General features: G+C 47.1%; 21 protein-coding genes. 7 read left to right on the top strand and 14 right to left on the bottom strand.

Going from position 1 to position 22,917, the window contains the following annotated elements; genetic code table 11:
* Positions 1–25: 25 nt before the first annotated feature.
* The 7 genes from ACHZCY_RS05855 to ACHZCY_RS05825 all read left to right on the top strand — a co-directional run bounded on the left by ACHZCY_RS05855 (position 26) and on the right by ACHZCY_RS05825 (position 8,509).
* Positions 26–1,693, top strand: coding sequence for an MORN repeat-containing protein (locus ACHZCY_RS05855; RefSeq protein ID WP_319548171.1), 1,668 nt, complete (start codon positions 26–28; stop codon positions 1,691–1,693).
* 433 nt (positions 1,694–2,126) lie between these two features.
* Positions 2,127–2,513 (top strand): DUF4177 domain-containing protein, encoded by a 387-nt coding sequence (locus ACHZCY_RS05850; RefSeq protein WP_319548170.1) that lies wholly within the window; start codon positions 2,127–2,129, stop codon positions 2,511–2,513.
* 37 nt (positions 2,514–2,550) lie between these two features.
* Positions 2,551–3,732, top strand: coding sequence for a M20 metallopeptidase family protein (locus tag ACHZCY_RS05845; RefSeq protein ID WP_319548169.1), 1,182 nt, complete (start codon positions 2,551–2,553; stop codon positions 3,730–3,732).
* Positions 3,733–3,779: 47 nt separating this feature from the next.
* A complete protein-coding gene (locus tag ACHZCY_RS05840; RefSeq protein ID WP_319548168.1) occupies positions 3,780–4,895 on the top strand; it encodes a carboxylate-amine ligase in 1,116 nt (371 codons plus the stop codon).
* The gene (locus ACHZCY_RS05835) at positions 4,892–6,427 is read left to right on the top strand and encodes a gamma-glutamyltransferase (RefSeq protein ID WP_319548167.1); all 1,536 of its coding nucleotides are present in this window, start codon (positions 4,892–4,894) and stop codon (positions 6,425–6,427) included. Before ACHZCY_RS05840 ends, ACHZCY_RS05835 begins: the two co-directional genes overlap by 4 nt.
* Positions 6,424–7,470, top strand: coding sequence for a microcin C ABC transporter permease YejB (locus tag ACHZCY_RS05830; protein ID WP_319548166.1), 1,047 nt, complete (start codon positions 6,424–6,426; stop codon positions 7,468–7,470). Before ACHZCY_RS05835 ends, ACHZCY_RS05830 begins: the two co-directional genes overlap by 4 nt.
* A gap of 1 nt (position 7,471) precedes the next feature.
* Positions 7,472–8,509, top strand: a complete 1,038-nt coding sequence (locus ACHZCY_RS05825; RefSeq protein WP_205222885.1) for an ABC transporter permease — start codon at positions 7,472–7,474, stop codon at positions 8,507–8,509.
* Between the two features lie 102 nt (positions 8,510–8,611).
* Here ACHZCY_RS05825 and ACHZCY_RS05820 read toward each other — a convergent pair whose 3' ends face one another.
* The 14 genes from ACHZCY_RS05820 to ACHZCY_RS05755 form a co-directional block, all read right to left on the bottom strand.
* Complete coding sequence (locus ACHZCY_RS05820) at positions 8,612–11,173, bottom strand: hypothetical protein (RefSeq protein ID WP_319548165.1); 2,562 nt, start codon at positions 11,171–11,173, stop codon at positions 8,612–8,614.
* 195 nt (positions 11,174–11,368) lie between these two features.
* The gene (locus ACHZCY_RS05815; protein ID WP_205222887.1) at positions 11,369–11,974 is read right to left on the bottom strand and encodes a GTP-binding protein; all 606 of its coding nucleotides are present in this window, start codon (positions 11,972–11,974) and stop codon (positions 11,369–11,371) included.
* An 87-nt stretch (positions 11,975–12,061) separates the two neighbouring features.
* Complete coding sequence (locus ACHZCY_RS05810) at positions 12,062–12,454, bottom strand: roadblock/LC7 domain-containing protein (RefSeq protein ID WP_205222888.1); 393 nt, start codon at positions 12,452–12,454, stop codon at positions 12,062–12,064.
* Between the two features lie 248 nt (positions 12,455–12,702).
* Positions 12,703–13,017, bottom strand: coding sequence for an EscU/YscU/HrcU family type III secretion system export apparatus switch protein (locus tag ACHZCY_RS05805; protein WP_319548164.1), 315 nt, complete (start codon positions 13,015–13,017; stop codon positions 12,703–12,705).
* Positions 13,018–13,159: 142 nt separating this feature from the next.
* Positions 13,160–14,629 (bottom strand): hypothetical protein, encoded by a 1,470-nt coding sequence (locus ACHZCY_RS05800; protein ID WP_319548163.1) that lies wholly within the window; start codon positions 14,627–14,629, stop codon positions 13,160–13,162.
* Positions 14,630–14,911: 282 nt separating this feature from the next.
* Positions 14,912–15,589: a PilZ domain-containing protein gene (locus ACHZCY_RS05795; protein WP_319548162.1), complete on the bottom strand. Its 678-nt coding sequence runs from the start codon at positions 15,587–15,589 to the stop codon at positions 14,912–14,914.
* Positions 15,590–15,718: 129 nt separating this feature from the next.
* Positions 15,719–16,408, bottom strand: a complete 690-nt coding sequence (locus ACHZCY_RS05790; protein WP_319548161.1) for a flagellar brake protein — start codon at positions 16,406–16,408, stop codon at positions 15,719–15,721.
* Positions 16,409–16,554: 146 nt separating this feature from the next.
* Positions 16,555–16,944 (bottom strand): hypothetical protein, encoded by a 390-nt coding sequence (locus tag ACHZCY_RS05785; protein ID WP_319548160.1) that lies wholly within the window; start codon positions 16,942–16,944, stop codon positions 16,555–16,557.
* A gap of 8 nt (positions 16,945–16,952) precedes the next feature.
* The gene (gene fliS, locus ACHZCY_RS05780; RefSeq protein ID WP_319548159.1) at positions 16,953–17,414 is read right to left on the bottom strand and encodes a flagellar export chaperone FliS; all 462 of its coding nucleotides are present in this window, start codon (positions 17,412–17,414) and stop codon (positions 16,953–16,955) included.
* A gap of 8 nt (positions 17,415–17,422) precedes the next feature.
* A complete protein-coding gene (gene fliD / locus ACHZCY_RS05775; RefSeq protein WP_319548158.1) occupies positions 17,423–18,820 on the bottom strand; it encodes a flagellar filament capping protein FliD in 1,398 nt (465 codons plus the stop codon).
* Positions 18,821–18,843: 23 nt separating this feature from the next.
* Positions 18,844–19,188 (bottom strand): flagellar protein FlaG, encoded by a 345-nt coding sequence (locus ACHZCY_RS05770; protein ID WP_319548157.1) that lies wholly within the window; start codon positions 19,186–19,188, stop codon positions 18,844–18,846.
* A gap of 76 nt (positions 19,189–19,264) precedes the next feature.
* On the bottom strand, positions 19,265–20,689 hold the full coding sequence (locus ACHZCY_RS05765; RefSeq protein WP_319548156.1) for a flagellin N-terminal helical domain-containing protein: 1,425 nt from the start codon (positions 20,687–20,689) through the stop codon (positions 19,265–19,267).
* A gap of 237 nt (positions 20,690–20,926) precedes the next feature.
* A complete protein-coding gene (locus ACHZCY_RS05760; RefSeq protein WP_319548155.1) occupies positions 20,927–21,133 on the bottom strand; it encodes a hypothetical protein in 207 nt (68 codons plus the stop codon).
* 88 nt (positions 21,134–21,221) lie between these two features.
* The gene (locus ACHZCY_RS05755) at positions 21,222–22,652 is read right to left on the bottom strand and encodes a flagellin N-terminal helical domain-containing protein (protein ID WP_319548154.1); all 1,431 of its coding nucleotides are present in this window, start codon (positions 22,650–22,652) and stop codon (positions 21,222–21,224) included.
* Positions 22,653–22,917 lie beyond the last annotated feature (265 nt).

The raw sequence follows: 22,917 nt of genomic DNA, 5'->3' as shown, positions 1-22,917 counted from the left end.
TATGCTGTTGAGGGGGAGATTGTTTTTGCTGGTTTTGCCCGCATGGTTGTTGCTCTGCATTGGCACTTCCGGGTTTGCTGTTTGTCTGGAAGGGGATTGCAAGGATGGCAAAGGACATTACATCAGCGCTGACGGCCGTGAATATGTGGGTGAATTCAAGCACGGTTTTCTCTGGGGACAGGGAAAATTGGTCCTCCCCGATGGTTCGGTGTATGAAGGCGGTTTTTCTAAAGGACGTTTTAACGGTAAAGGAACATTGATCAGCGCTGACGGGAGACGCTTTAGCGGAACGTTTAAAGAAGGGGTTGTTGATGGCAACGGCAGCCTTACCTATGCTGACGGTCTGCAATATATGGGTGAGTTTAGCCTTGGCCGTTATCATGGTCGGGGCAGTTTGTTTTATCCTGACGGGCAAGAGTATACAGGTGATTTTCGTAACAATACTATCCATGGTCAGGGCAAATTGACCTATGAAGATGGCTCCACCTATGAAGGATGGTTTAAAGATGGCAAACCTGACGGGAAAGGCCTGCGTCGATACCTTGACGGAGCTCGTTACGAGGGAGAGTACAAGGATATTTATCGCGAGGGTAACGGTCGATTAACACTTCCTGATGGTACTGTTTATGAAGGGCAATTTCAAAAAGATCTTTACAATGGTCAGGGCCAACTTAAAACCCCTGACGGTATTGTTTATACAGGGACCTTTCTGCAAGGGCAGATGACAGGGAATGGTACAATGACCTGGCCTGATGGGCGCGAGTATACCGGTTTGTTTGTTAAAGGCATTCCCGACGGGCAGGGGATGATGGAGTACAGTGATGGCAGCCGGTACGAAGGAATGTTTAAAAATGGCCTGCGGGAAGGCGAAGGCGTTTTGGTTTACGCTGACGGTAGTCGTTATAAGGGCAGCTTTGCTGCCAATACACTTCATGGGCAAGGCACTCTGCAAAAAGCTGACGGCACCTCTTTTAAAGGGGAGTTTCGAAATGGCTCGCCGGTAGAGCCACTACCATCTTCTGTTGCCCAAAATGAGCAAGAGGCTGTTGCGACAACCAAAGCAGACCGCGGGGAAGAGGCCGGAGAACAGTATGGTTCTTTGACCATTGTGGCTCGTGTTCCGGAAAACAGCGAGGTAGCCGAGGGAATCTATTTGATCAACGGATATGTGTATACGGATACGCAGCAACGGAACAAGTTTAGTGGCACCACCAAACTGACCTTTGCAGATAATAGTGAATACCAAGGAACCTTTGCCGCAGGACTGATGGAAGGGCAGGGCACTCTCACCTATGCAGATGGTCGAAAATATACGGGAGAATTCAGCAAAGGTAAAAAACAGGGAAAGGGCAGGCTCTCCTATCCGGACAATTCTCTGTATGAGGGAATGTTTGCAGACGACGTGTTTGATGGCGAGGGAATATATATCTTTCCCGATGGCAGCAGATACAAGGGAGAATTTAAGCAGGGCGCTTTTTGGGGGTTGGGTAAACTGGACTATAAGGATGGAAAAGAATATGTGGGTACCTTTAAAAACGATCTCCCCGATGGATATGGTACGCTGCATTCCCCGGATGGTAGTGTGTATGAAGGGGGGTTTAGAAACGGACGGCGTAACGGGAAAGGGAAATTGATTTTTAAAGATGGCCGGGTTGCGGAGGGTGTCTTTAAAGACGATCAGCTTGTTCCTTAGCCTGGCTTGCCTATAACCTAACTCCAGGGGAGGTTGTTGTCCGTAAAAAAAACATGCGATTAACCCGGAGGCGCCAAAATTATTACAAAGTAGGCTGGAATGTTACGTTGCCTGCCGGGAGCAAATGTCATACCTGAACACTAACCCGGATTTCTCATCAATAAAGTTTTTCGCAGGGCAAGGCACAAGCCGCGCAGCTGTAGTAAACTACCGCAAGTGGCTTGTAACGCAGATCCTGCGGAAAATCTATTGACCTGAAGGGGGAACTTTTTGATTGAAAACGAAAAACAGACTGTTAATTGTACAATTACTTTTTAAACAATAATATCAATTAATTGAGTTTGAAATCAAAAAGTTCATGAGAAATTCGGGCTAACTTTGCAAACGCCGACTGTAGGCTTTTGTTGGCCGGGAAAACGGAGATTACATTATTATGATGTGGCAATACCGTACCATTGTTTTTGAATTTGCCAAAGACGGTCTCTTGGGAGAGCGTTATATTGATGATGAAGAAATGGAAAACACCCTAAACGAACAGGGAAGTATGGGGTGGGAACTGGTGAGTGCGGTGATGGTGCAAGACGGTGTACTCGCAGTCTTGAAACGAGCCGGCACTAAAGTGGCCGCCCAAAAGTCCCACACCACTGCTGTACAAGAGCCGCATGAGGTCGGCACCATTTCAGCCGTCCAGCAACAGGCTATTACCACAGAGCAAGTACGAGAACAGGAGCTGGAACATCTTCAATCTCTGGGGGAGCGTCAGGACAAGCAATCTGAAGAGCAAGGGTATAACCATGTCGGTGATATAAAGATATCGTGACGTTTTTGTACTGCTATACCACCAGGGAAACGTAAGCATGCCACTCACTCAAACGCTCTTAGCCCGCGTAATTGAATTGCGTAGAACTATACACAGGTTTCCTGAACTCAGTTATAAAGAGGAGAGTACATCAGCACTTATTCGCCGGGAACTTGAGACGCTCAATATTCCATACCGGCAATTGGCTACCACCGGCATACGGGCTGAAATCAAAGGGCAGCAGGAGGGCAGCAGTATAAAAAACGCAACCATAGCCTTGCGGGCCGATATGGATGCGCTGCCCATTGAGGAAAAAACCGGGTTGCTTTTTGCCTCGGAAAATCCCGGTGTCATGCATGCCTGTGGACATGACGGTCATGTGGCCATGCTGCTTGGTGCTGCTCATCTTTTGCATCGAGGTGATTTTTCCGGTCGGGTCATCCTTCTTTTTCAACCGGCTGAGGAGGCTGGTAATGGGGCGGCACAAGTTGTAACAGAAGGGGGGCTTGATCAGGTGGATATGATTTTCGGAGGTCATATAGACACCCATTTTGCTCCCGGTCATTTTACGGTGGATGCAGGGCTTATATGTTCCTATGCTGATCCGTTTATCATCCGTATTCATGGGCGTGGAGGTCACGCAGCCAGGCCCCATGAAGCGATAGATTCTGTAGTCCTTGCGGCTAATCTGGTTATGAATATGCAAACGCTTGTCTCCCGCCAGATAAATCCCTCGCATGCTGCCGTGGTTACTGTCGGCAAACTTCGCGCCGGAACCGTGCTTAATGCCATTGCTGAAGAGGCAGTGCTTGAGGGCACTATCCGTAGCGCTCATCCTGAGACCCGTAATTGTCTGATAGCTGCACTGCAGCGACTTATCCAAGGGGTGCAGGATATGAGTAATGCAGAAATCGAGTTGGAATTTCTTGATGGCATGCCTGCGGTAATAAATGATACACAGGCAGCAGGTCTGGCAAGGAAAGCAGCAGTGGAGCTGGTGGGCAGAGAACAGGTAGGAAATCAAGAGGCTCCCAGTCTTGGCGGGGAAGATTTTGCTTTTTACCAGCAGCAGGTCCCAGGTTGTTTGGTACGTTTTGGTGCGCAGGTTGCTGGAGATACTCGGGGCCCTGCACATTCCGGACGCTATGATTTTGATGAAAAGGTATTAACCTATGGTACCCAGTGGCTTGCTTTGGTAGCTCGGAGAGCGCTTGATCATTTGTCTGGTAATTGCCTATAGATAGGTTTTCCAGGACCAGCTGAGAAAAACGTGCGAGGGAAAAAATAATGACACCAATCGAATTTGCTGGAAGTCGCTTTTTTACCCTTGGGGTGGAACTGGAGTTCCAGCTTATTGACCGGGAATCATTTAACCTTGTTCCTGTGGCACCTACCATTATCGATCACGTACCAGATGCACTTCAGTCCAGAGTCGTGCAGGAGTTTCTGCAGTCGATTGTTGAGATTCGTACTGTGGTCTGTGATACTGTGGATGACGCAAAAGAGGATTTGCAGGCGACGATTCTCGCTGTGCAAAAGGTCGCTGAGGCGCATAACTGTCTTCTTTCTTCCAGTAGTCTGCATCCCTTTGCCTGTCCTGAAGATCAGGTGCTCAGTTTTGGTGAACGGTATGCACGGATCATGAAAGAGCTGCAGTATGTCGGCCGGCAATTTATATGTCAGGGATTGCATGTGCATGTTGGTATGCCTGATGGTGAAACTGCCATCAAGGTATGTGATACCATCCAGGCGTATTTACCGCTGCTGCTGGCACCGAGTTGTTCCTCTCCTTTTTTTAGAGGCGAGGATACAGGGTTTAGCTCGTACCGAACAAAACTTTTTGAAGCCTTGCCCCTGGCGGGACTGACCGGTTTTCATCAAACGTGGAAAGGGTTTGAACGGGAAGTACAGATGTTGCGCGATAACCATGTTATTGCTGATTTTCGTGATCTTTGGTGGGATGTTCGTCCGAGCCCTTTTTTAGGCACTGTTGAAATTCGTATCTTTGATTTACCGCTGCGTTTTGCCCACGTGCTTGGTCTGGTTGCCCTGGCACAGGGACTGGTAGCAGGTTTGACACGAAATATGGCTGAACATCAACCGATCAGTCATCAGGTGCTCAGTCGCAATAAATGGCAGGCAGCACGGCATGGGCTGGGTGGTATTTTTGTTGATCCGCTTGGCCTGCTAGGGCATGGGAGTATGCCCATGGTGGATGCTCTTTCCAGACTCATTACGGTTGTCCAGCCAATGCTGGTCAGTTTCGGCAGCCAGGCATACGTGGCTGCCATAGGAGAACTTTGTCACACAATGAACGGTGCCGATAAACAGCGTCAGCTGATTGCAGAAGGCAGGAATTTTCCTGAAATGCTCCAACAACTTCATAATGAATACTGGTCATGAGTCTCTATTCACGTTCAATTGTCGCTACCGGGCACCATCTGGTGAGTAAGGCAGCTGCCACCGTCCTTGAGGGTGGTGGTAATGCCTTTGATGCAGCAGTTGCGGCTGGTTTTGCTGGGGCCGTAGTGGAGCCGTGCCTGACCAGTCTTGGCGGCGGTGGTTTTCTTTTAGCTCGAACCAGCGGGAAGCACCGGCCGCTACAGGAAATTTTCTTTGATTTTTTTGTTGATACCCCAGGCAGAGGGTTGTGCGAAATTCCCGAGCCCCATTTTTTTCCGGTAACCGTTGCCTTTGGGGGGTCTGATCAGGATTTTAACATCGGCCTTGGCTCCGTGGCTGTGCCCGGAATACTGAAAGGGCTGCTGCATGTACATGACCGACTCGGCTATATGGACTTACGAGATGTCCTGCAGCCTGCACTGCATTTGGCAAAAGGGCACGTACTCAATGATTTTCAAAGTGTTTTTATGCAGCTCCTGTATCCGATCTTGACCCTGAGCGAAACCGGAAAAAGGTTGTACGAACCGGAGGGCACGTATCTCACAGAAGGTGACACCCTGCTAAATGCTGAACTGGCTGGATTCCTTGAACAGGTCGGAGAAGATCAGGGACGCAGCTTTTACGAAGGTGACATTGCCCAAGCAATTGTCCGCGACATGCGGGAAGGGGAAGGACTGCTGACCCTGAAAGATCTTGCAGCCTATAAGGTGATCGAGCGAAAACCACTGCAGGTCGGATATGGTAAGCACACTCTGCTTACAAGCCCTCCTCCTTCATTTGGGGGCACACTGATTGCCCTTTCCCTTGCTCTGCATCAACAAGTAGAGGAGAAGTACCCTTTTGGGTCGAGTCACTATCTTTTGCAGACAACAGCCATCATGCAGGAAGTGGAACGGCTCAGAGAACAGGGGTGGATAACGGCGCATAAACTCGAACAATTAATGGACTCAGCGCAGCTCGAACAGGCTGCCCGCAGTGTGCGGCTTTTTTCCCGTGGAACAACCCATGTCAGTATTGCCGACAGAGATGGTAATGTAGCCTCGATGACCTGCTCCAACGGAGAGGGCTCTGGCTATTTTGCGCCTGGAACAGGGATTATGCTCAATAATATGATGGGGGAGGACGACCTCCATCCGGATGGGTTTCATGCCGCTCCCCCCGGTGAAAGGGTAGGGTCGATGATGTCGCCATCGCTTTTGTTGGATGCGGAAGGAGCGGTCAAGTTGGTTATGGGCAGTGGAGGTTCAAAACGGATCCGGACAGCCATCACCCAGGTTCTGACCCAGATCGTTGATCATGAGCGCGAAGTTCAACAGGCGGTAGAAGCTCCTCGTTTATACTGGGATGGCGAGTTACTCCAGGTGGAGCCTGGTTTTGCAGCTGATGTTATTGACGCAGTCGGCAAACAGGTAAAGGTTAATTGCTGGAAAGAACAGAGTGTTTATTTTGGAGGTGTACATACGGTGGTGCCTGGAAAAACAGGTGTTGGTGATCCTCGTCGAGGCGGTGTAGCCATAGTGGTGGAAAAATGAGCTGGTATATTTTTAAACGAGTGTTGCTTATGATTCCCACCTTGTTTGGGGTCATGCTGATCACCTTTACTGTGACGCAGTTTGTACCCGGTGGTCCGGTGGAACGGATGATGGCCGAACTTGAAGGGCAGGGCAATGGAGGCGAAGTAAAAACCGGTGTCGGTTTATACCAGGGAGATCGAGGCCTGGACCAAGACAGGGTAGAACAGCTAAAACAGTTGTATGGTTTTAATAAACCGCCGGTCGAGCGTTTTTGGGAAATGATGAAAAATTATCTGGTGTTTGATTTCGGCCAATCCTATTATCATCACCAAAGTGTGGTCCAGCTGGTTGTATCCAAATTACCTGTGTCCATGTCGTTAGGCTTGTGGTCTTTTTTCCTGGTTTACTCCATCTGTATCCCTTTAGGAATCAGTAAGGCTGTTCGCGACGGTTCATCCTTTGATGTAATCACCAGCTCCGTTATTCTTGTCGGCTACGCAATTCCCGGCTTTGTGCTTGGTATTGTCTTGATTGTGTTATTTGGCGGCGGCAGTTTCTGGAGTATCTTTCCGTTGCGTGGTCTTGTTTCAGATAATTGGCAGGAGTTGTCTGTGATGGCGAAAATTCTTGATTATCTCTGGCACATGGTGCTGCCGATTATCGCCTCGACTGTAGGCAGCCTTGCCGTGATGACACTGTTGACAAAAAATTCTTTTCTGGAAGAAATCAGGAAACAATATGTGATGACAGCCTGGGCCAAGGGACTTTCAGAGAATCAGGTACTGTATAAGCATGTTTTTCGTAATGCCATCATTCCTATAATTACCGGCTTTCCCGGATCCTTTATTACTGCTTTTTTTACCGGGAGCCTCTTGATCGAAACTATTTTTTCCCTGGACGGCATGGGACTGCTGGCCTACGAATCTGTGTTAAACAGGGATTACCCCGTAGTACTGGGGACCCTTTATTTTTTTACGATTATTGGTCTGCTCTCCAGGTTGCTTTCAGATTTGAGTTATGTGCTGGTGGATCCTCGTATCAGCTTTGATAGGATGTCGTAGCATGGACTCGTTCAAACGGAAAAGAAATAGCCTGGCAAGTCGGCGGTGGCGATTATTTCGCAAAAACAAACGGGGATATTATTCTTTGATTCTGTTTTTGCTGCTTTTTGTCGCCAGTCTCTTTGCCGAGGTGTTGAGCAATGATAAGCCTCTTCTGGTTCATTATGAGGAGCAGTGGTATTTTCCTTTGTGGCAATATTATCCTGAAACCGTTTTCGGAGGTGATTTTGAAACGGAAACCGACTACAAAGACCCTTACATACTTGAAAAATTGACAGCGAAAGGTAACCAGGTTTTTTTTCCACCTAATCCCCACAGTTATAATTCCATCAATCTTACGCTTAACCGTCCCGTTCCTTCGCCACCGACAAAGCAAAACCTTTTAGGTACCGACGACAGGGGGCGTGATGTACTGGCACGGCTGATTTACGGCTTCAGGCTCAGTGTGCTCTTTGGGCTGGCATTGACAACTATCGGGACTTTACTCGGTATTTTTGCAGGAGCGATGCAAGGGTATTTTGGCGGCAGGCTGGATCTGTTCTTTCAGCGTTTTATAGAAATATGGGGTTCTATGCCTGAGCTCTATCTGTTAATTATCTTTGCCTCCATCTTTAAGCCCAGCGTTGCTCTGCTTCTCATATTGCTCTCCCTTTTTGGCTGGATGGGGCTTTCTGATTATGTGCGGGCAGAGTTTCTCAAAGGACGAAATATGGAATATGTAAAGGCTGCCAAAGCTTTGGGGGTCGGCAATATAACCATTATGTATCGCCACCTGTTACCAAACGGCATGACACCGGTCATTACCTTTCTCCCTTTTCGAATGTCCGGCGCTATTTTAGCCCTTACCAGTTTGGACTTTTTAGGACTTGGAGTGCCGCCTTCCACGCCAAGTCTCGGCGAACTTTTAGCCCAAGGCAAGGCAAACATTGATGCATGGTGGTTGTCGCTTTCCACTTTTGTGGTGCTGGTAGGCACGCTTATTTTGCTGATTTTTATCGGCGAAGCCCTTCGAGAGGCCTTTGATCCGAGAAAACAATAACAAGGGCGGAGGAAAATAAGGCGGAAGTACTACAAAAAAAAAGGAGACGGCTAACATGCCATCTCCTTTTGTATTAAAGGCCGAATTGATTTTTATGGAAAATCAGCCCGCAGGTGGAACTTTTTTCAGCTCATCCCGCAATTGATTAAACTCGTCCTGGATCATGTCTTTAATCAGACGTAGCTCGGATTGAGCGGAAAGAGAGGGTGTCACTTTTTCGCTTACAGGTTGTGGCGTAGGCGTAGCCGTGGGGAGAACAAGCCCTGGTTGTGCAGATTGGGCAATCGCTGCCACGGCTTCGGTCTGCCACCCCAGATACTGTTCCATGGCGTTGGTCATATCTTCGCTGGAGAGAGATGGGCGACTCAGCTGTTCAAAAAGAACATTGACCACTTTCTCTGTCGCTGCAAGATCGATAAACCTGCTGTGTACCAGTTGGTCAATAATCCCGCCCATGAGTCGTACAAGGACTTTTTCTTCAGTTCCTTGTTCAACATCTTTGAGTTCTGTTATAAGCTTTGCTGCCTCTGCAATCCCTTCATCTGTTGGTGCTCGCACCGTACTTGGAAGAACTGCCCCCAATGCTGCCAGGTATACTTCTTTTTCTTCTTTAACCGGAGCAGGGGCTGTCTCTTCTTGTTCGGCGGGCTGAGTTTCAGAGAAGGCAGGTAGAGGAGAGGTGAGTTCCAAGCCAGGTTCCTCTTCATCATCTTCACTTGCATCAAAAAAGAAATCGAGCTGTTCTTCGAGTTCATTCTCTTGATCAGCGTTTTGTTGGGCAGCGAGGTTTGTTGGGGCCGTGGCTGCATTTAGTGCTGAATCAAGCAGCTCTTTTTCTTTATCTTCTTGTTCAAAGAAATCCAGTGTATCTTCGAAATTTTCCTCTGTATCGCCGACGGTGGTGGCTGGTAAGAAGCCTTCATCGTCGTCTTCATCAAAAAAGAAATCGAGTTTTTCCTCAATATCGCCTAGAGGCGACTGGGATAATGATTCCATGGATTTATCTATGGAAAAGCCCTGTTCATCAGAGCTGTCAGCAAGGGCCGGGATTATACCACTCTCTGGTTCATCAATATGAAGTGGTGGTTCCGTCTCAGCATCCGCATCGCTGTCTTTTTCGGAGAAAAAACTGTCCAATTCACTTTCAATGTCAAGGTCAAGCTCTTCCTCTTTCTCTCCAGGTTCAGCAGCTCCTTCGGCATCAGTTGAAAAATTAAAATTTGCAAGGGCAACATCAAGGGGTTCTTCATCAGCAAGAGCCGGAACCGGTTCGTTATCAGAGGCTGTTACTGTTTCTTGTTCAGCATCATCGCCGAAGATGTCCTTATCAAAGAGTTTGTCGAGTTGATCATTGAGGTCGCTTTGCGCTGGAATATCGAGCGGCTCTGTGTCTTCGTTAAAACCAAATATTTCATCTGATTCAGATAACGCGGGGGCAAGGTCCCGTTTGGATCGTAGTTCAGTTTCAATATATTCGTCGGCAACATTATTGCTGATTGGATGAATTGCATCAGGGGATAAAATTTCGTCGGGATACTTTGTGTCGGAAGTTTCCATTGCCGGGGAATGTTCCACAGGAAAAAGCTCATCAAGCTCAGCTTCTATATCCCCTGGATAGTCTTCAGCGGCCTCTGTTGTTTGTTCTGCGGTAAATTCCTGCAGAGATTGAACCGGGGACACATCTGGCGAAGGTTCAGGTGCTGGTTCGGTAGGGGCCATTTCCTCGACAAGGCCATCAACAATTTGTTCAGATGGGGGCGACGGCTGTTCGACAATAAGAGCTTTTAGAGCGTTGAGGCGGCCTATGCGGTCAACCAGCAAGGCTTGCAACTGATGTTTATCTCGTTTGTCTGCATCAACATAAAGTACCTGCTCAAGCCCTTCGGCAAAGGCATGGAGAAGCGTAAACGATTCAGGATGGGCAGCAGCCCCGGATTCACTGATATATTCACCCAGTGCACGTAACCCCTGAACAAGTACCATTGCCGGTTTGTCGTCTGCCAGTGCTTGGTGAAAGTGATCCAATTGTAGGGAAAATTGCTGCAGACTTTCTTCCGTTACTTCCCAGTCCAGGCTTAAAATACTTGCCTTGAGCAGTTTCAGGTGGTCCTTTTCCGTATGATTGATGACCTGTTTTTCTTCAGCATCAGCCTGGAGGAGGACCGGTTCTTCCATAGCAGTTACAACAGGTGCGCTTTCGTCTCCCTGATTCACCTGATACTGCAGAATACGGAACTTACGGACATCACCCTTTAAGAGTAATGCAATCTCCTCTTGGGTAATATTTTCAGAAGAGGTGATTTTTTCGAAGTTATAATAAAAGGTAAGGAGCAGCTTAATAGCATTTGGGTGGGCGTAAGCGCCTTTGCTACCAATATAACGGCCTATCTTGTCTAATCCTTGCAAGTAAACTTCGGCAACTTTATCATCTTGCCACTGTTCCTGGAGCAGCTGTACCTCATCGGTGAGTTCCTGAAGAATTTCATCGTTGATTTCCCAGTCAAGGGAAAGGATAATGGATTTCAGGCGGGTCAGTATCGAGTCGTCTTCACTGGAAAACTCGAAAAGGTCCACATCTCCGGTATCAAAGGATTCATCAGCAAAAAGCGTCAGATCCTCATATTCATCAAAGCTGTTATTGTGTTTTTCCTGGGAATTTTTCATAACCTGACCGATGTTTGAGTATCACGTATCCCCTGTTTAGGCTCCAAGCAAAAATACCTTACGCATCCAGCTTGACTCTTTATCCGTTTTCTTCGTTGTGTCAAGGCTTACATAGCTCGTTATGCACGCCTTAACCCGCCTTGATGGCGAATAAAAAAGAGGCGCAATTTCAATAACTTGCTTTTACCTGTTGCCTCACTGCAACTTTTTCTGGATTGATACGACGGTTGAAGATATTATTTTTTTTAGTGTTTCCGCTACATTGTAGCCAGTCAGCGCGCTGCCTTCAAATGAGGGAACCTTGAGTTTTGAGTTAAGATCCTTTTCCAATATAGAAATAGGTAGAATAGGAATTCCCTGATTTCGCAGGTCTACCTTATTATATTGTAGAACAAGCGGTATCCGGAAGATAGATTCTTTATAGTCCCGCAGGTTTTCATGGAGTTGGTTAAGGGAACGAATATTTTTTTCCCGCATCTGTTCCTGGGCATCTGCGACAAAAACAATCCCATCCACGCCCTTTAAAACCAGTTTTCGGGTGGCATTATATTTTACCTGCCCTGGTACGGTATAAAGCTGAATTTTCAATTCATACCCTTTAATCTGTCCCATATTAAAAGGGAGGAAATCAAAAAAAAGGGTACGATCTCCATGGGTCTTTAGGCTGACCATCTCAGACTGGATTTGCTTGGAAAATTTTCGATTAATGTATTCCAGGTTGGTTGTCTTGCCCCCACGGCCGGGGCCATAGTATACAATTTTGACCTGGACAATTTTTTCTCTGAGGTTTATGAAGCTCAAAATTATCTCCTGCAGCCAGTTGGTACGAACATAAGTAAGAGGCAATGCATGATATGGATACTTTCAGGACTAAAGTACTGCCTTTGATTAACCCCAGAGTTTCTGGATACGTTCAATAGTCTCTACAACGTTGAGGCGCAGAAAACCAAGGGATATATTTTTACCGAACATGGTAATTAAAAGGAGTTCGTCGTCAATTTTTGAGAAATGAATATTGCAGTCCGTGCCCTTATGAAAAAGGAGTGAGAATTCCTGCTCACCTACCAGCTTCGCCATGGCATCAACTGTTGCAAAGTTACCTGCAGCAAGGGCTGCAAAGGAGTACACATCATACTTTGAAGTGCCATTATCCTTGGCAGTGATGATGTTGCCTGCCATATCTATAATAATGACACAATCGACACCGATCTTGATGAGTTTTTCGGTCAGGATTGCGTCTATTTTTTCAAGCTGTTCCTGGCTAACAACTCCATAATTCATATTGCTACCTCGTGCACGTCAAAGCTATTTATAATAAAGTGTGAAAAATAGTAGTGTTACAATTACAACGAGTATACGCTAGAAAAAAAGATATATGAAGCGGTTTTTGCTGATTCTTCTTTTTTCTCACCCGTGGGAACCAATTTTTATGGTAGGCCTTTTTAAGGCTGTAAAAAGGGGCAGGGCGAGAATCTGTTTTTTTTTTGAGATGGGCACCGGAAAAACACTTTTTAGAGGAGGTAACACCCTTATTTTTTTACCTTATTTTCAGGGGAAAGTGGCTCGAGCTTTTGCTTGAATTTTGTATTCACCGAGTAGACAAAGGCAAGCACTTCCGCCACTGTTTGATATAATTCAGGCGGGAGCTCTTCGCCAACGGGTACCTTGGCCAGGAGTTCAACCAGGTCTGGATCTTTTTTTATATATATGCCTGCTTTTTCTGCAGATTCTATGATATTGCGCGCGACAACACCTTTCCCTGACGCCACCACCTCAGGAGCTGAACCTTTCTGTTCGTCGTAGCGCAAGGCTACGGCTTTTTCACGTTTGTCTGAAGTTGTCATGGATTTTTTTTGCGAAAATATTAAGTAGGATGGATGAGCGTAGCGCTTATCCACCGATGTTACCGTTCAGAATCAGCGTGGATGCGCTGCGCTTAGCCACCCTACGTCCGACGTACTGAGCAGCCCGCGGTCGAAAAAAACGTCAAGCCTTGGTGTTAATAACCCCAGCACCGTCAGCAGTACTTTTTTGGAGCAGGGTTTTTGCCGGATCTTCTGCTCCAGAAAAAAATTGGGCTGACCCTACCTCGACTGCTGTCACCCATTTGTCGAGCTCCTCCTTATGTTCATGCATAAATGCCATTTTGTCCCGATCTTCAGCAAAAAAACGCAGGTCGAGCTGGTCCTCGGTTTGTTGCATCTCAATTCGCACGTTTCCCAGCCCTTCGAGTTGCAGGTGCAGCGTGTATCGTAAGGCGTTTTCTTTGGTTGCGTCGCGGGTTTCATCATCATTTTGCGGTTGATCATCAACAAGGAGATACCCTTGATTCAGAAAAGGCAACGGCAGGGGGAGAAAGAAAAGAAATTCACCGGCCATGCGGAGCTGCAGCATTTGGTAAAGCTCAATTGTTTGTAATAGCTGCCCTGTCTGCTCGCCTGCAGGTGTATTTGTTCCTGTCAGTTGCTGCCCAAGTTCAAGCAAGGCAAATTTCAAGGTTTGAGCGGCTTCCTGGCCTCTATTTTGTGCGAACAGCTGCTCCATATTGAGGCCCATGCGCTCTATCACTTGTTGCAGTTGCCCACCGTCGGGTGGCGTTGTTGTGGTTTGCGTAGTTGACGGTAGGGAAAGGGCCAGCGAAACAATGGCTTGTAGTTCTTTGCTTGGCTGGAGGGATTGATTGGTATTGAAAAGAGCAACAAGCTGCAGGGCAAGTTGCTGGGTTTGTTGAGGTGCTTGCAGGGCAGAGCTTACGGTTTGTTCAAGCAGAGCCAGGGGAATCGACTGTTCTTTACCTGATACAGCCAGAGCGAGCGACGTTGCTCCGGAAAGCTTGTCGAGTAACTGGAGGGTCTGGTTTGCCGCAGTTGTTTCTTGTGGTAAAGCTGGTAATACATTTTGCAGCAGCCCTTCCAGGGTACGTGATGCCTGTGGTGTAGTTGCCGGGTTGGTCTGTAGCGACTGGATCACTGTATTCAGGAGGGCGTTGCTGATCGGCGTTGAAGCTTGCTGGGCAGATGGATTCAGTTGCACAGCCGATTGCGAAAAAAAAGAAAGGGTTTGTTTGGCTGCTTCGCTGAGATTTGTCGTGTTGCCGGTCTGGTTGAGTTGTACAAGGTTCTGCAGCAGCGTTTTTTGACCATCCAGTGCGTGGAAAGAGGCGCCGATTTGTCTGGGCAGCGTGTCGCCCACAACCTGGAGTTCAACGCCCGGTGAAACTGCCGCAACCTGCAGGTTCAGTTTCTGCCCTACCTGCAGCAGCGCACTGGACTGCGCTTGCAATTGTTTTCCTCCTATATCTAGCTGATAGATATTGTTGCCACTTTTACCGGTAATGGTCCCTTGCAGCATTTGCCCCTGGGAAAATGGAAGGGGAGTGTTTCCCTGCCTGCTGTCCTGCCGGCGGTACAGTTGTTGGATATTGAGTGTTGAGGCGGGAGAAACCGGAAAATCCATGGTGTGCCTCATCTAACCAGGCCCAAGACTGCTCTTGGGGGTTGAGTGAAAAGTTGTTCTAACCCGAATTTCTCATGAACATTGTGTCAACTTAACAAATTACACATAATTTCTGTATGTTATGTAAATTCAAATAGATTTGGTATTTTTTTCACAATGTTCACCAAAGGTCAGTCCATCCAGCATCATTTTCTTCAGTATTTTGGCAATGAATATAGGAGACTATAACTCATTGTCAAAAACTTTGAACCTGACGCCGCCTGAACTGATGAAAAATCCGGGCTAATATTTTACTTCGATATTTTCCCTGAGCTGGCGACGTTGTTCCTGGAGGCAGAAGGCAATAAGTCGGTCGCGAATATCCTGGCTAACACTCTCAAAGTGGAGGGCGACCTGGTAGCGATTTTTTCTCATCCGGTATGTTCGGACCACATGGCCGAAGCAGGATATACTATTTTGGCTGGCAGGATCAGTTATGCTGATCTGGATTCTGCTGCTTGATTCGGGTTTTTCGGCAAACAGTCCAAGCACCCCGGAGGCACTGAGATCGACTGTTGTTCCAACCATATTCCACTTTTTTAATTTTACTTCTTTGGGGCTGGGAAGGTAGCCTATCTCGATAGGAGTATTAATGGAAACCCGAAAGTATTCCCTTAATGCCTCTGGCTTGATGGGTTCACGGGCGATAAAGCCCAAGCGCCTGTCATTGATGACGGTGTCAAGCTCGGCAATAATGTTGACGGCCGCGCCTTTGTGTTTGACTGTTAATTGGTAATTCTTCCCCAGCAGCAGCTCTTCACTGTTCCAGGACTTTGGGGGGAAAAACAGCTCAAAACAGGGAGATTCGGCCTTGGAAAAAAGGGCATTATGCCGGTGCTCTTCTTTATTTTTATAACAAAGATCCACAAGGGCTTCTGCGCCGTCCTGGAGCTTTTCTATGATTTCTTCTATTTTTGTCACACAGTATTCTTCAGCTATATTGAAAGGGAGTCGTATAATAAGCTATATGTAACGAAGTTGTAACAGGTTTTTCGCCTATTTCAATGGAGAAAGTGTAAAATGTGCAGCTTGTTACGCCGAATTTCTCCTCTACAAGGAATTTTTAACCTGTACCTTCATACGCAGGTGTTTTCGCTGTAATTCAAAACAGCTCGCCATTATTTTATCCCTGTCCTCACTGGCAAGTATATCGAAATGAAACCCGACATGGTACATTGCCTCTTCAATTTTTTCACAGCGTACTACATGGCCTATGCTCTCTACCGTATGCATAAGGCCTGTGGGAAGGGTCAGGTTTATGCGTACTTTTTTCCCTTGCTCCAGTGGCTGAGAAAAGACGCAGAGCACGCCGCTGCCGCTCAAGTCGATCGTCTCACCTTCGAGATGCCAACTATCCTGTTCGGCAACGTTTTTGAGCGGATTTACCGGCGTGGCTATGATTGGCGTATGCGCATCAACTCGAAAGTAGTTTCGAGCCTGTTCGTGACTGATAACCTGTACCGCTTCGAGCTGAAGGGTTTGCTCGTCTGTGACTGCCGTAATATTTGCTGTAACAGATCTTGCCTGGCCACCAAGATCAACGGTAACCAGACAGCTTTTGCTGTCGTCCAGGGTGGGGGGGAGCACGCCTTCCTGGAAAAACAGAAAAAAAGCAGGCGGCGTTGCTGCACCATAGATGCAGTGAATTCTCTCCTGCGGCACACCGTTAGACAGAGGAAGTGTGACTCGAACTGCTTTGTGATCTTCTACCTGTGAAAAAAAATCCTCTAGTTGCTGCAATAGTAACCTCAAATATTGATGATTATTGTTCTACGTTTAGACTGCCACAGGAAGGATGAGAAGCAAAGCAATTTTTTATGTATCCAAAGCTGTCTGGGGAAAAGACGTGGGGTAATACGGACAGCCGATGGAGAAAGTTCAGCAGCTTATCCTGAACTGGAGAGCAGCTTTCCGGTCTGTCTGGTGTGGGAGTGGTAACGGCGCATCATGCTGCTGCCCTGCTTGAGCTTGTTCAGTTCGCTCTTATACACTGCCATTATTCCTTGAATTCGTGGCATCAGGCGATGATTCGTTGTCTGGATTTTCTGCATCAGATCAAGCAGGTCGAGGATCTTGGTACTGCGCGTTGGGTCGTTAACATTCGGCAGGAGCTTCAGAATCTCCTGATCCAGCTCCTTTGCTTGATGCTGACTGTCCATCATCTGCTGGTATTTTTCCAACATTGCCTCCGTATCGTGGCTGGAGAGCAGTTGCTCGATTTCAGTCAGCTGGGCCAGGATGGTACGGTATGTTGCCAACGCTTGTTCAATGATCATGTCTCTTCCTACATTGCCACTGCAAATGATTTAGGGGGTGCTGTCGGTGATGCATCGGTGCCGGCCGCAGCATACCCGTTGTTCATTGCTTTACTGTCCTGCTTGTTAAGGTCTATGGCCTGGGCCCAGGTTGTACGCAGGTCAGCGAGCATGGTTTTTACCTCTTCAAGCGGTTCGGTGTCATTTTTCAGGTTGCCGTCCAAAAGCCTGGTAAGCATATAACTGTACAGTGCATCAAGATTTTCAGCGAGACCTGCATCCTGAGAATGGTCAAGGGTGGCCGCAAATTCCGATATAATTGCCGAGGCTTTATTAATATTGTAAGCACGTTTGTCTATCTGCTTGTTGTCAATGGCCTGAACAGCGAGATTGAGAAACCGGATGGCTCCATCATAGAGCATGAGCATGAGCTGTTCCGGTGTTGCGGAATTGACGGTATTGGCGAAATATTGATTTGTGTAGCCGTTCATAGCTTTCCTTAATTATCGTAGTTCATCATGTTGGAGATATTTGCCATCTGCTGGGTTAAGTAGGACGAGGTTGAATTCATGCTACTCATGAGTTGTTCCATGGCTGAAAATTTCGATTCAAGGGAGGCCTGTCGTTTGTCCAAACGCATCTCCATGGTTTCTATACGGCTGTCCATCCTGTCAATACTTGAGTTGATAGATTCCTTACGGCCGGCTAGCATCCCTGTAGTGGAGCTGGTCATGGACTCAAGGTATTCGGTAAACATGCTTGCTATGCCATTTTCACCATCATCACCATTCAGCAGACTAACAACACTGTCAAGGTTTTCAGTGATGGCATCATCAAGGGTGTCGTCATTTAACGCCAATGTGCCATCGGTCTGGGTCTCAAAACCAAGTTGGGAAAGCGTACTGAATACCCCGGAGTTCTCGACACTGGTGGTGAGCATGGATTGGAGATGCCGTTTGATGGAGTTAACACCGGAATCGCCTGAGAGCAACCCACCACCTTCTCCATCTATCACTGATTGGCCGGTAATAAAACTGACAACAGTATTGTAACCTTCAACAAAGGAACTGATATTTGATTTGATTGCGTCTTTATCCAGATCAATGGAAAGCTGTGTGGTCTCACCCTCCTCAGCCTGGAGAAGGTCGAGAGTAACCCCTGGAATTGCTTCTGTCAGGGTGTTGGAGTCGGAATAAATATCAATGGTGTCCACCCTGATGTGGGCCTGGGTAGCGGCTGTGACAGGTGGGTTGGTGGTACCGGTTTCATCTTCGATCACACCAAGGGCATTGGTGCCACCGGTCAGCCCGGAATCATCAATGGAAAAGGATTTACCCACATCATCACCTGCGAGCATAAGTCGATACGGCTCGGTAGAATCTCCACCAACATTGATTATGCCGGCGGAGATGCCGATATCCGCATCGTTAATGGCATTCATGATGCCTTCAAGGGAATTGTTTTCCTCGGTAATTTCAATACTATGACTGGTGCCATCCACGGTAACACTCAGGGTACCTGTTCCAAAGGTAGAACTCGCCTTGTCCGCATATCCGCCTGCAGTAACGGATTTTTGGGGACGGGCAAGGGACACGACCTCTATCTCATAGCTTGTTCCAGCCAGCGCTTCGCTGGAAGCAGAGGTGGAAAGGTACTCATCAGAGCTTGTTTGGGCAGTACGCTGCATCAGCGTATCAGCATTACCAAGGTCTTCTATATACTCTTTGAAAAAATTGAGTCTGCCATCCAATTCAGTGAATGCGGCAAGCCGGTTGTTCATCCAGGTCTTGTCAGATTCCATACTGGTAATGGGCTGGCGCTCAATTTCCATCAACTGTTCAACGATAGAACCCGTGTCCAGTCCTGATGCCAGTCCGCTAAATTGAATAGTGCTCATGGTGTTGCTCCTTACAGGGGTGGTTAGCTTACAGTGTTAACCAGGTTACCACTGAGATCCTGTAAATGTTTACTGAGATTAAGAAGCTCTTCTGAAGGTATCTGTCTAATTATCTCATCGGTCTCATGGTCAACAATCTTTACCACAAGTTCATTGGCCGTATCATCCCGTTCAAAACGGACAGAGTATACGCCATCTTCAGTGAGAGATTTGATCTGGTTGATTAATTCTTCTTGCTGAATATTGGAATCACTGGAATCTGCTTGGGGTTGTTCTTTTACTTGCTGTTGTTCCTGTTCCACTTTTTGAACAGGCTCATTTGCGCGGGGTGGGGATACGGTGGTTGCACCGACTGCTTCGATCATCATGATATGTACCTCCTTGTACTTCTATCATAACAAAATCTGAAGGAACCCCAAAGGGCTCCTTCAGAAAAGGTTAAAATTAACCGAGCAGGCTCAGAGCCAACTGAGGCGCCTGGTTTGCCTGGGCAAGGATGGATACACCAGCCTGCTGCAGGATGTTCTGCTGTGTCATATTGGAGGTTTCCGCTGCGATGTCAGCGTCCAGGATTCGGGAACGGGCTGCAGAAACATTTTCAGAGATGTTTTGCAGGTTTGCGATGGTGGATTCAAAACGATTTTGGATCGCACCAAGATCACCACGGTTGGAATCTATGTCTGCAATGGCAGCATCAATTTTCTGCATTGCGGTATTTGCTCCAGCACGAGTGCTAATATCAACATTATTAATGCCAGAGGTAGTGTTTACTGCAATTTCATTAGTTGATGAGGTGAAACCTATTGTTGCGTAAGTTCCTCCAACCTCGATATTTTCTGTAGCACTTAACGTAATGGTTCCTTTTGCGGTGATATCATCACTAGAGAATCCGCCTGCAGTTCCTGTTTCCTCAATTTGGATATCTCTTCCGTCCGTTGCAGTAAATACAAGGTTGCTTCCATCTACTTCTGCAGTAACTCCAGTATCAGAGGAGTTTGAGTTGATTGCGGTTGCGATATCTGCTATTGCGATATCTGTGTCATCTGCAATTGCAGCACCAGAAGAGTAGACCTCTGTGCCGTTTATTTCTAATGTGTATGTTTCGCCAGTGTCTATAATATCTGTACCACTGAACGCTTGGGTTGACTCATTAGTAGCACTAGCTGTCAGACCTGAGATTCCTGATCCATTCAGAGCAGCAGCTTTTGCATATGCCGAACTTGCTCCGCGATATGTGTCACCAGATACTGCGTAGTCTGCACTGCTGTCAACATACTGGGCATCACCATCACCCATGGTAATAGTGATATCATCTGCAGTATCTGAGTTAACTGCTACACTTGTGGCAGTTGCAATATGTCCAATATCGTTGGATTTTACACTGTTGATACCGAAGTCAATGGTTTCACCAGCCTGCGCACCGACTTGAAACGAGGCAGATGTAAAAGAACCATCAAGCAGCTTTTGGTTATTAAAGGTCGTGGTGCTGGAGATTCTGTCGAGTTCGTCAATAAGCTGACTAACCTCAGCTTGGAGAGATTCACGATCACTGGCAGTGTTGGTATCGTTGGCAGACTGAACCGCCAACTCACGCATGCGCTGCAGGATGTTGGTACTTTCCTGCATCGCACCTTCAGCGGTCTGCGCAAGAGAGATACCATCGTTGGCGTTACGGGCAGCCTGATCCAGGCCGCGGATTTGGGAGGTCATGCGATCAGAAATGGCAAGACCCGCTGCATCGTCCTTGGCGGAGTTGATCCGAAGACCAGAGGAGAGACGCTCCATGGACGTGTTAAGGTTACTTTGGCTTGTGCCTAAGTTACGTTGTGCGTTGAGAGAAGCTACGTTTGTGTTAATTGTAATGGCCATGATATTCCTCCATGAATATGTGTAGGCTAAAAATCTACTGAAAGTGGCATCCTTGCCGGTTATTACGTTTTTGTACTGCTTATCTCCTGTTGAGCTTTAATCTTCGCTGATTAGCGCCTCCCGGTTTGTTTGTCTTCGTATATTTTCTTTCTTGTTTAGTTAGATTTCAGGAAAATCCTTTTCCCTTACTTACCTTATCGGTGAGCACCATTTTTTCTTTAGTTCTTTTTTTTTTTTTTATTGCCATGAGCTGAGAATAATGAATTCCTGTTTTCCAATCTTTTGAATTCGTTGAACATTTTTCTGGTTGGATGCATCCTTTAAAAAATCTTTTTCTTTTCTGAGCGTTGCCAGCGGATGAAGAGGAAGGGGCACCCCATCCAGGTTTTTTGGTTCACGGATGGCTGAATTAAATTTCTGATGGCGGAAATAAACTATTTGCATTGTAGAAACCTTGGTATTGAAAACACTCTGGAGAGAGAGCTCCCCAGAGTGAGCTGTAAAAGAAATAACTTTAACAAAAACAGGCAAATTATCCCTGGAGCAACTGCAACGCCAGCTGCGGGGTCTGGTTGGCCTGGGTGAGGATAGACACTCCTGCCTGCTGCAAGATGTTATTTTTGGTCATTTCAGAGGTTTCGGCCGCAATGTCCGCATCACGAATCCGTGAGCGGGCTGCCGTCAGGTTTTCAGATACGTTCTGGAGGTTAGAGATGGTGGATTCAAATCGATTTTGGATCGCGCCGAGTTTACCACGGCTTGCATCTACAGCGCTTAATGCTGCATCCACTCTAAGCATTGCTTCGTTAGCACCTTCAAGGGTGGTTATATCTATAACGTCAATACCCTGCGTAGAATCGACATCCCAAGTTGTAGTGGTAAACCCAATATTTGCTGCTGTACCACCAATATCAATGGATTCGGTTGCTGATAGGGTAATCTCCCCCCTGGTTATATCGTTGGTAATAACGCCTGACGGAGCTGCATCGGAAATTTCTATATTTCGACCGTCGTCGGCGGTCAATGTGAGGAGTCCACTTGTTGAGTCATACGTCGCAGTTATTCCTGTTTCAGAAGCACTGCCGTTAATACCAGAAACCATGTCTGCAAAGTCTATAGCTACAGGGGCAGCTGTTGTATTTGGCTGGCTATAAACAACTTCACCATTTAAAGTAAGAGAATATGTTGCCGAAGCTGCAACATTTGTTGCTGAAAGTGTTTCTGTAACAGTGGTTTCAGCATCTACTGTTAACCCGAAAATAGAGGCATCACTTATAGCTTCAGCCTTTGCATATGCAGAATCTCCACCTCGGTAGCTATCCCCGGTGATTGCAAAATCAGCACTGCTTGGGATGGCATTAGCATCACCATCAGAACCTAAGGTGATGATGATATCGTTAGCCACTTGGTCATTGACCCCGGTTCCGCTATCACTGGTGGCTGTGGCTATGTGGCCGATTTCGTCTGCTTCAATGCCGTCAATATCAAATTTAATACCATCACCAGGATTAGGACCGACCTGGAACTGCTCGCCAACATACGAACCATCTAGGATTTTTAAACCGTTGAAGGTGGTTGTTTTTGCGATACGGTCTAGCTCTGAGATAAGCTGATCGACTTCCTGCTGCAGCGATTCTCTATCCGAGGCAGAGTTGGTGGCATTGGCCGCTTGTACGGAAAGTTCACGGATACGCTGGAGCAGGTTGGTTGATTCCTGCATGGCACCTTCAGCGGTTTGCGCTAAGGAAATACCATCGTTGGCATTACGCGCTGCCTGGTTAAGACCTCTGATTTGAGAGGTCATGCGGTCTGAAATGGCAAGACCTGCAGCATCGTCTTTTGCGGAATTGATGCGAAGACCTGAAGAGAGCCTCTGCATGGAAGTATTCAGGTCGAGTTGGGATTGTGACAGGTTTCGTTGAGCATTTAAAGATGCTACGTTCGTATTGATCGTTAAAGCCATGGTTATCCTCCATGAAATTGTCTAGCCATCGGTCGTCCACTGACTGATCCTTCGGCTAACGATACAAACGTAACTGCTCTCTCAATGCGTTTAACTGTCTCTCAATATACTCTTCGGCTTTGCAGTGAAAAACTTAAGGAAAATTGCAAGAAAAAAATAAAAAAAGCCGTTGTTTCAAAAATGAAACAACGGCTCTGGCAGACTAGTGAAACTGATTGAACGGTTACTGATCTGGATTATGTGGTTACCTACTACGCTTCGGTGA

The organism is Desulfogranum marinum, from assembly GCF_963675105.2.
Taxonomy (GTDB): Bacteria; Desulfobacterota; Desulfobulbia; order Desulfobulbales; family Desulfobulbaceae; genus Desulfogranum; species Desulfogranum marinum.
Note: the sequence above shows the minus strand (reverse complement) of the source record. Positions and strands in the feature narration are given on the sequence as shown.

Coding starts and splice junctions, on each gene's coding strand:
- ACHZCY_RS05850 (WP_319548170.1), top strand. CDS start 2,127: ATGATGTGGCAATACCGTACCATTGTTTTTGAATTTGCCAAAGACGGT.
- ACHZCY_RS05845 (WP_319548169.1), top strand. CDS start 2,551: ATGCCACTCACTCAAACGCTCTTAGCCCGCGTAATTGAATTGCGTAGA.
- ACHZCY_RS05840 (WP_319548168.1), top strand. CDS start 3,780: ATGACACCAATCGAATTTGCTGGAAGTCGCTTTTTTACCCTTGGGGTG.
- ACHZCY_RS05835 (WP_319548167.1), top strand. CDS start 4,892: ATGAGTCTCTATTCACGTTCAATTGTCGCTACCGGGCACCATCTGGTG.
- ACHZCY_RS05830 (WP_319548166.1), top strand. CDS start 6,424: ATGAGCTGGTATATTTTTAAACGAGTGTTGCTTATGATTCCCACCTTG.
- ACHZCY_RS05825 (WP_205222885.1), top strand. CDS start 7,472: ATGGACTCGTTCAAACGGAAAAGAAATAGCCTGGCAAGTCGGCGGTGG.
- ACHZCY_RS05820 (WP_319548165.1), bottom strand. CDS start 11,173: ATGAAAAATTCCCAGGAAAAACACAATAACAGCTTTGATGAATATGAG.
- ACHZCY_RS05810 (WP_205222888.1), bottom strand. CDS start 12,454: ATGAATTATGGAGTTGTTAGCCAGGAACAGCTTGAAAAAATAGACGCA.
- ACHZCY_RS05805 (WP_319548164.1), bottom strand. CDS start 13,017: ATGACAACTTCAGACAAACGTGAAAAAGCCGTAGCCTTGCGCTACGAC.
- ACHZCY_RS05800 (WP_319548163.1), bottom strand. CDS start 14,629: ATGGATTTTCCGGTTTCTCCCGCCTCAACACTCAATATCCAACAACTG.
- ACHZCY_RS05785 (WP_319548160.1), bottom strand. CDS start 16,944: ATGATCATTGAACAAGCGTTGGCAACATACCGTACCATCCTGGCCCAG.
- fliS (WP_319548159.1), bottom strand. CDS start 17,414: ATGAACGGCTACACAAATCAATATTTCGCCAATACCGTCAATTCCGCA.
- fliD (WP_319548158.1), bottom strand. CDS start 18,820: ATGAGCACTATTCAATTTAGCGGACTGGCATCAGGACTGGACACGGGT.
- ACHZCY_RS05770 (WP_319548157.1), bottom strand. CDS start 19,188: ATGATGATCGAAGCAGTCGGTGCAACCACCGTATCCCCACCCCGCGCA.
- ACHZCY_RS05765 (WP_319548156.1), bottom strand. CDS start 20,689: ATGGCCATTACAATTAACACAAACGTAGCTTCTCTCAACGCACAACGT.
- ACHZCY_RS05760 (WP_319548155.1), bottom strand. CDS start 21,133: ATGCAAATAGTTTATTTCCGCCATCAGAAATTTAATTCAGCCATCCGT.
- ACHZCY_RS05755 (WP_319548154.1), bottom strand. CDS start 22,652: ATGGCTTTAACGATCAATACGAACGTAGCATCTTTAAATGCTCAACGA.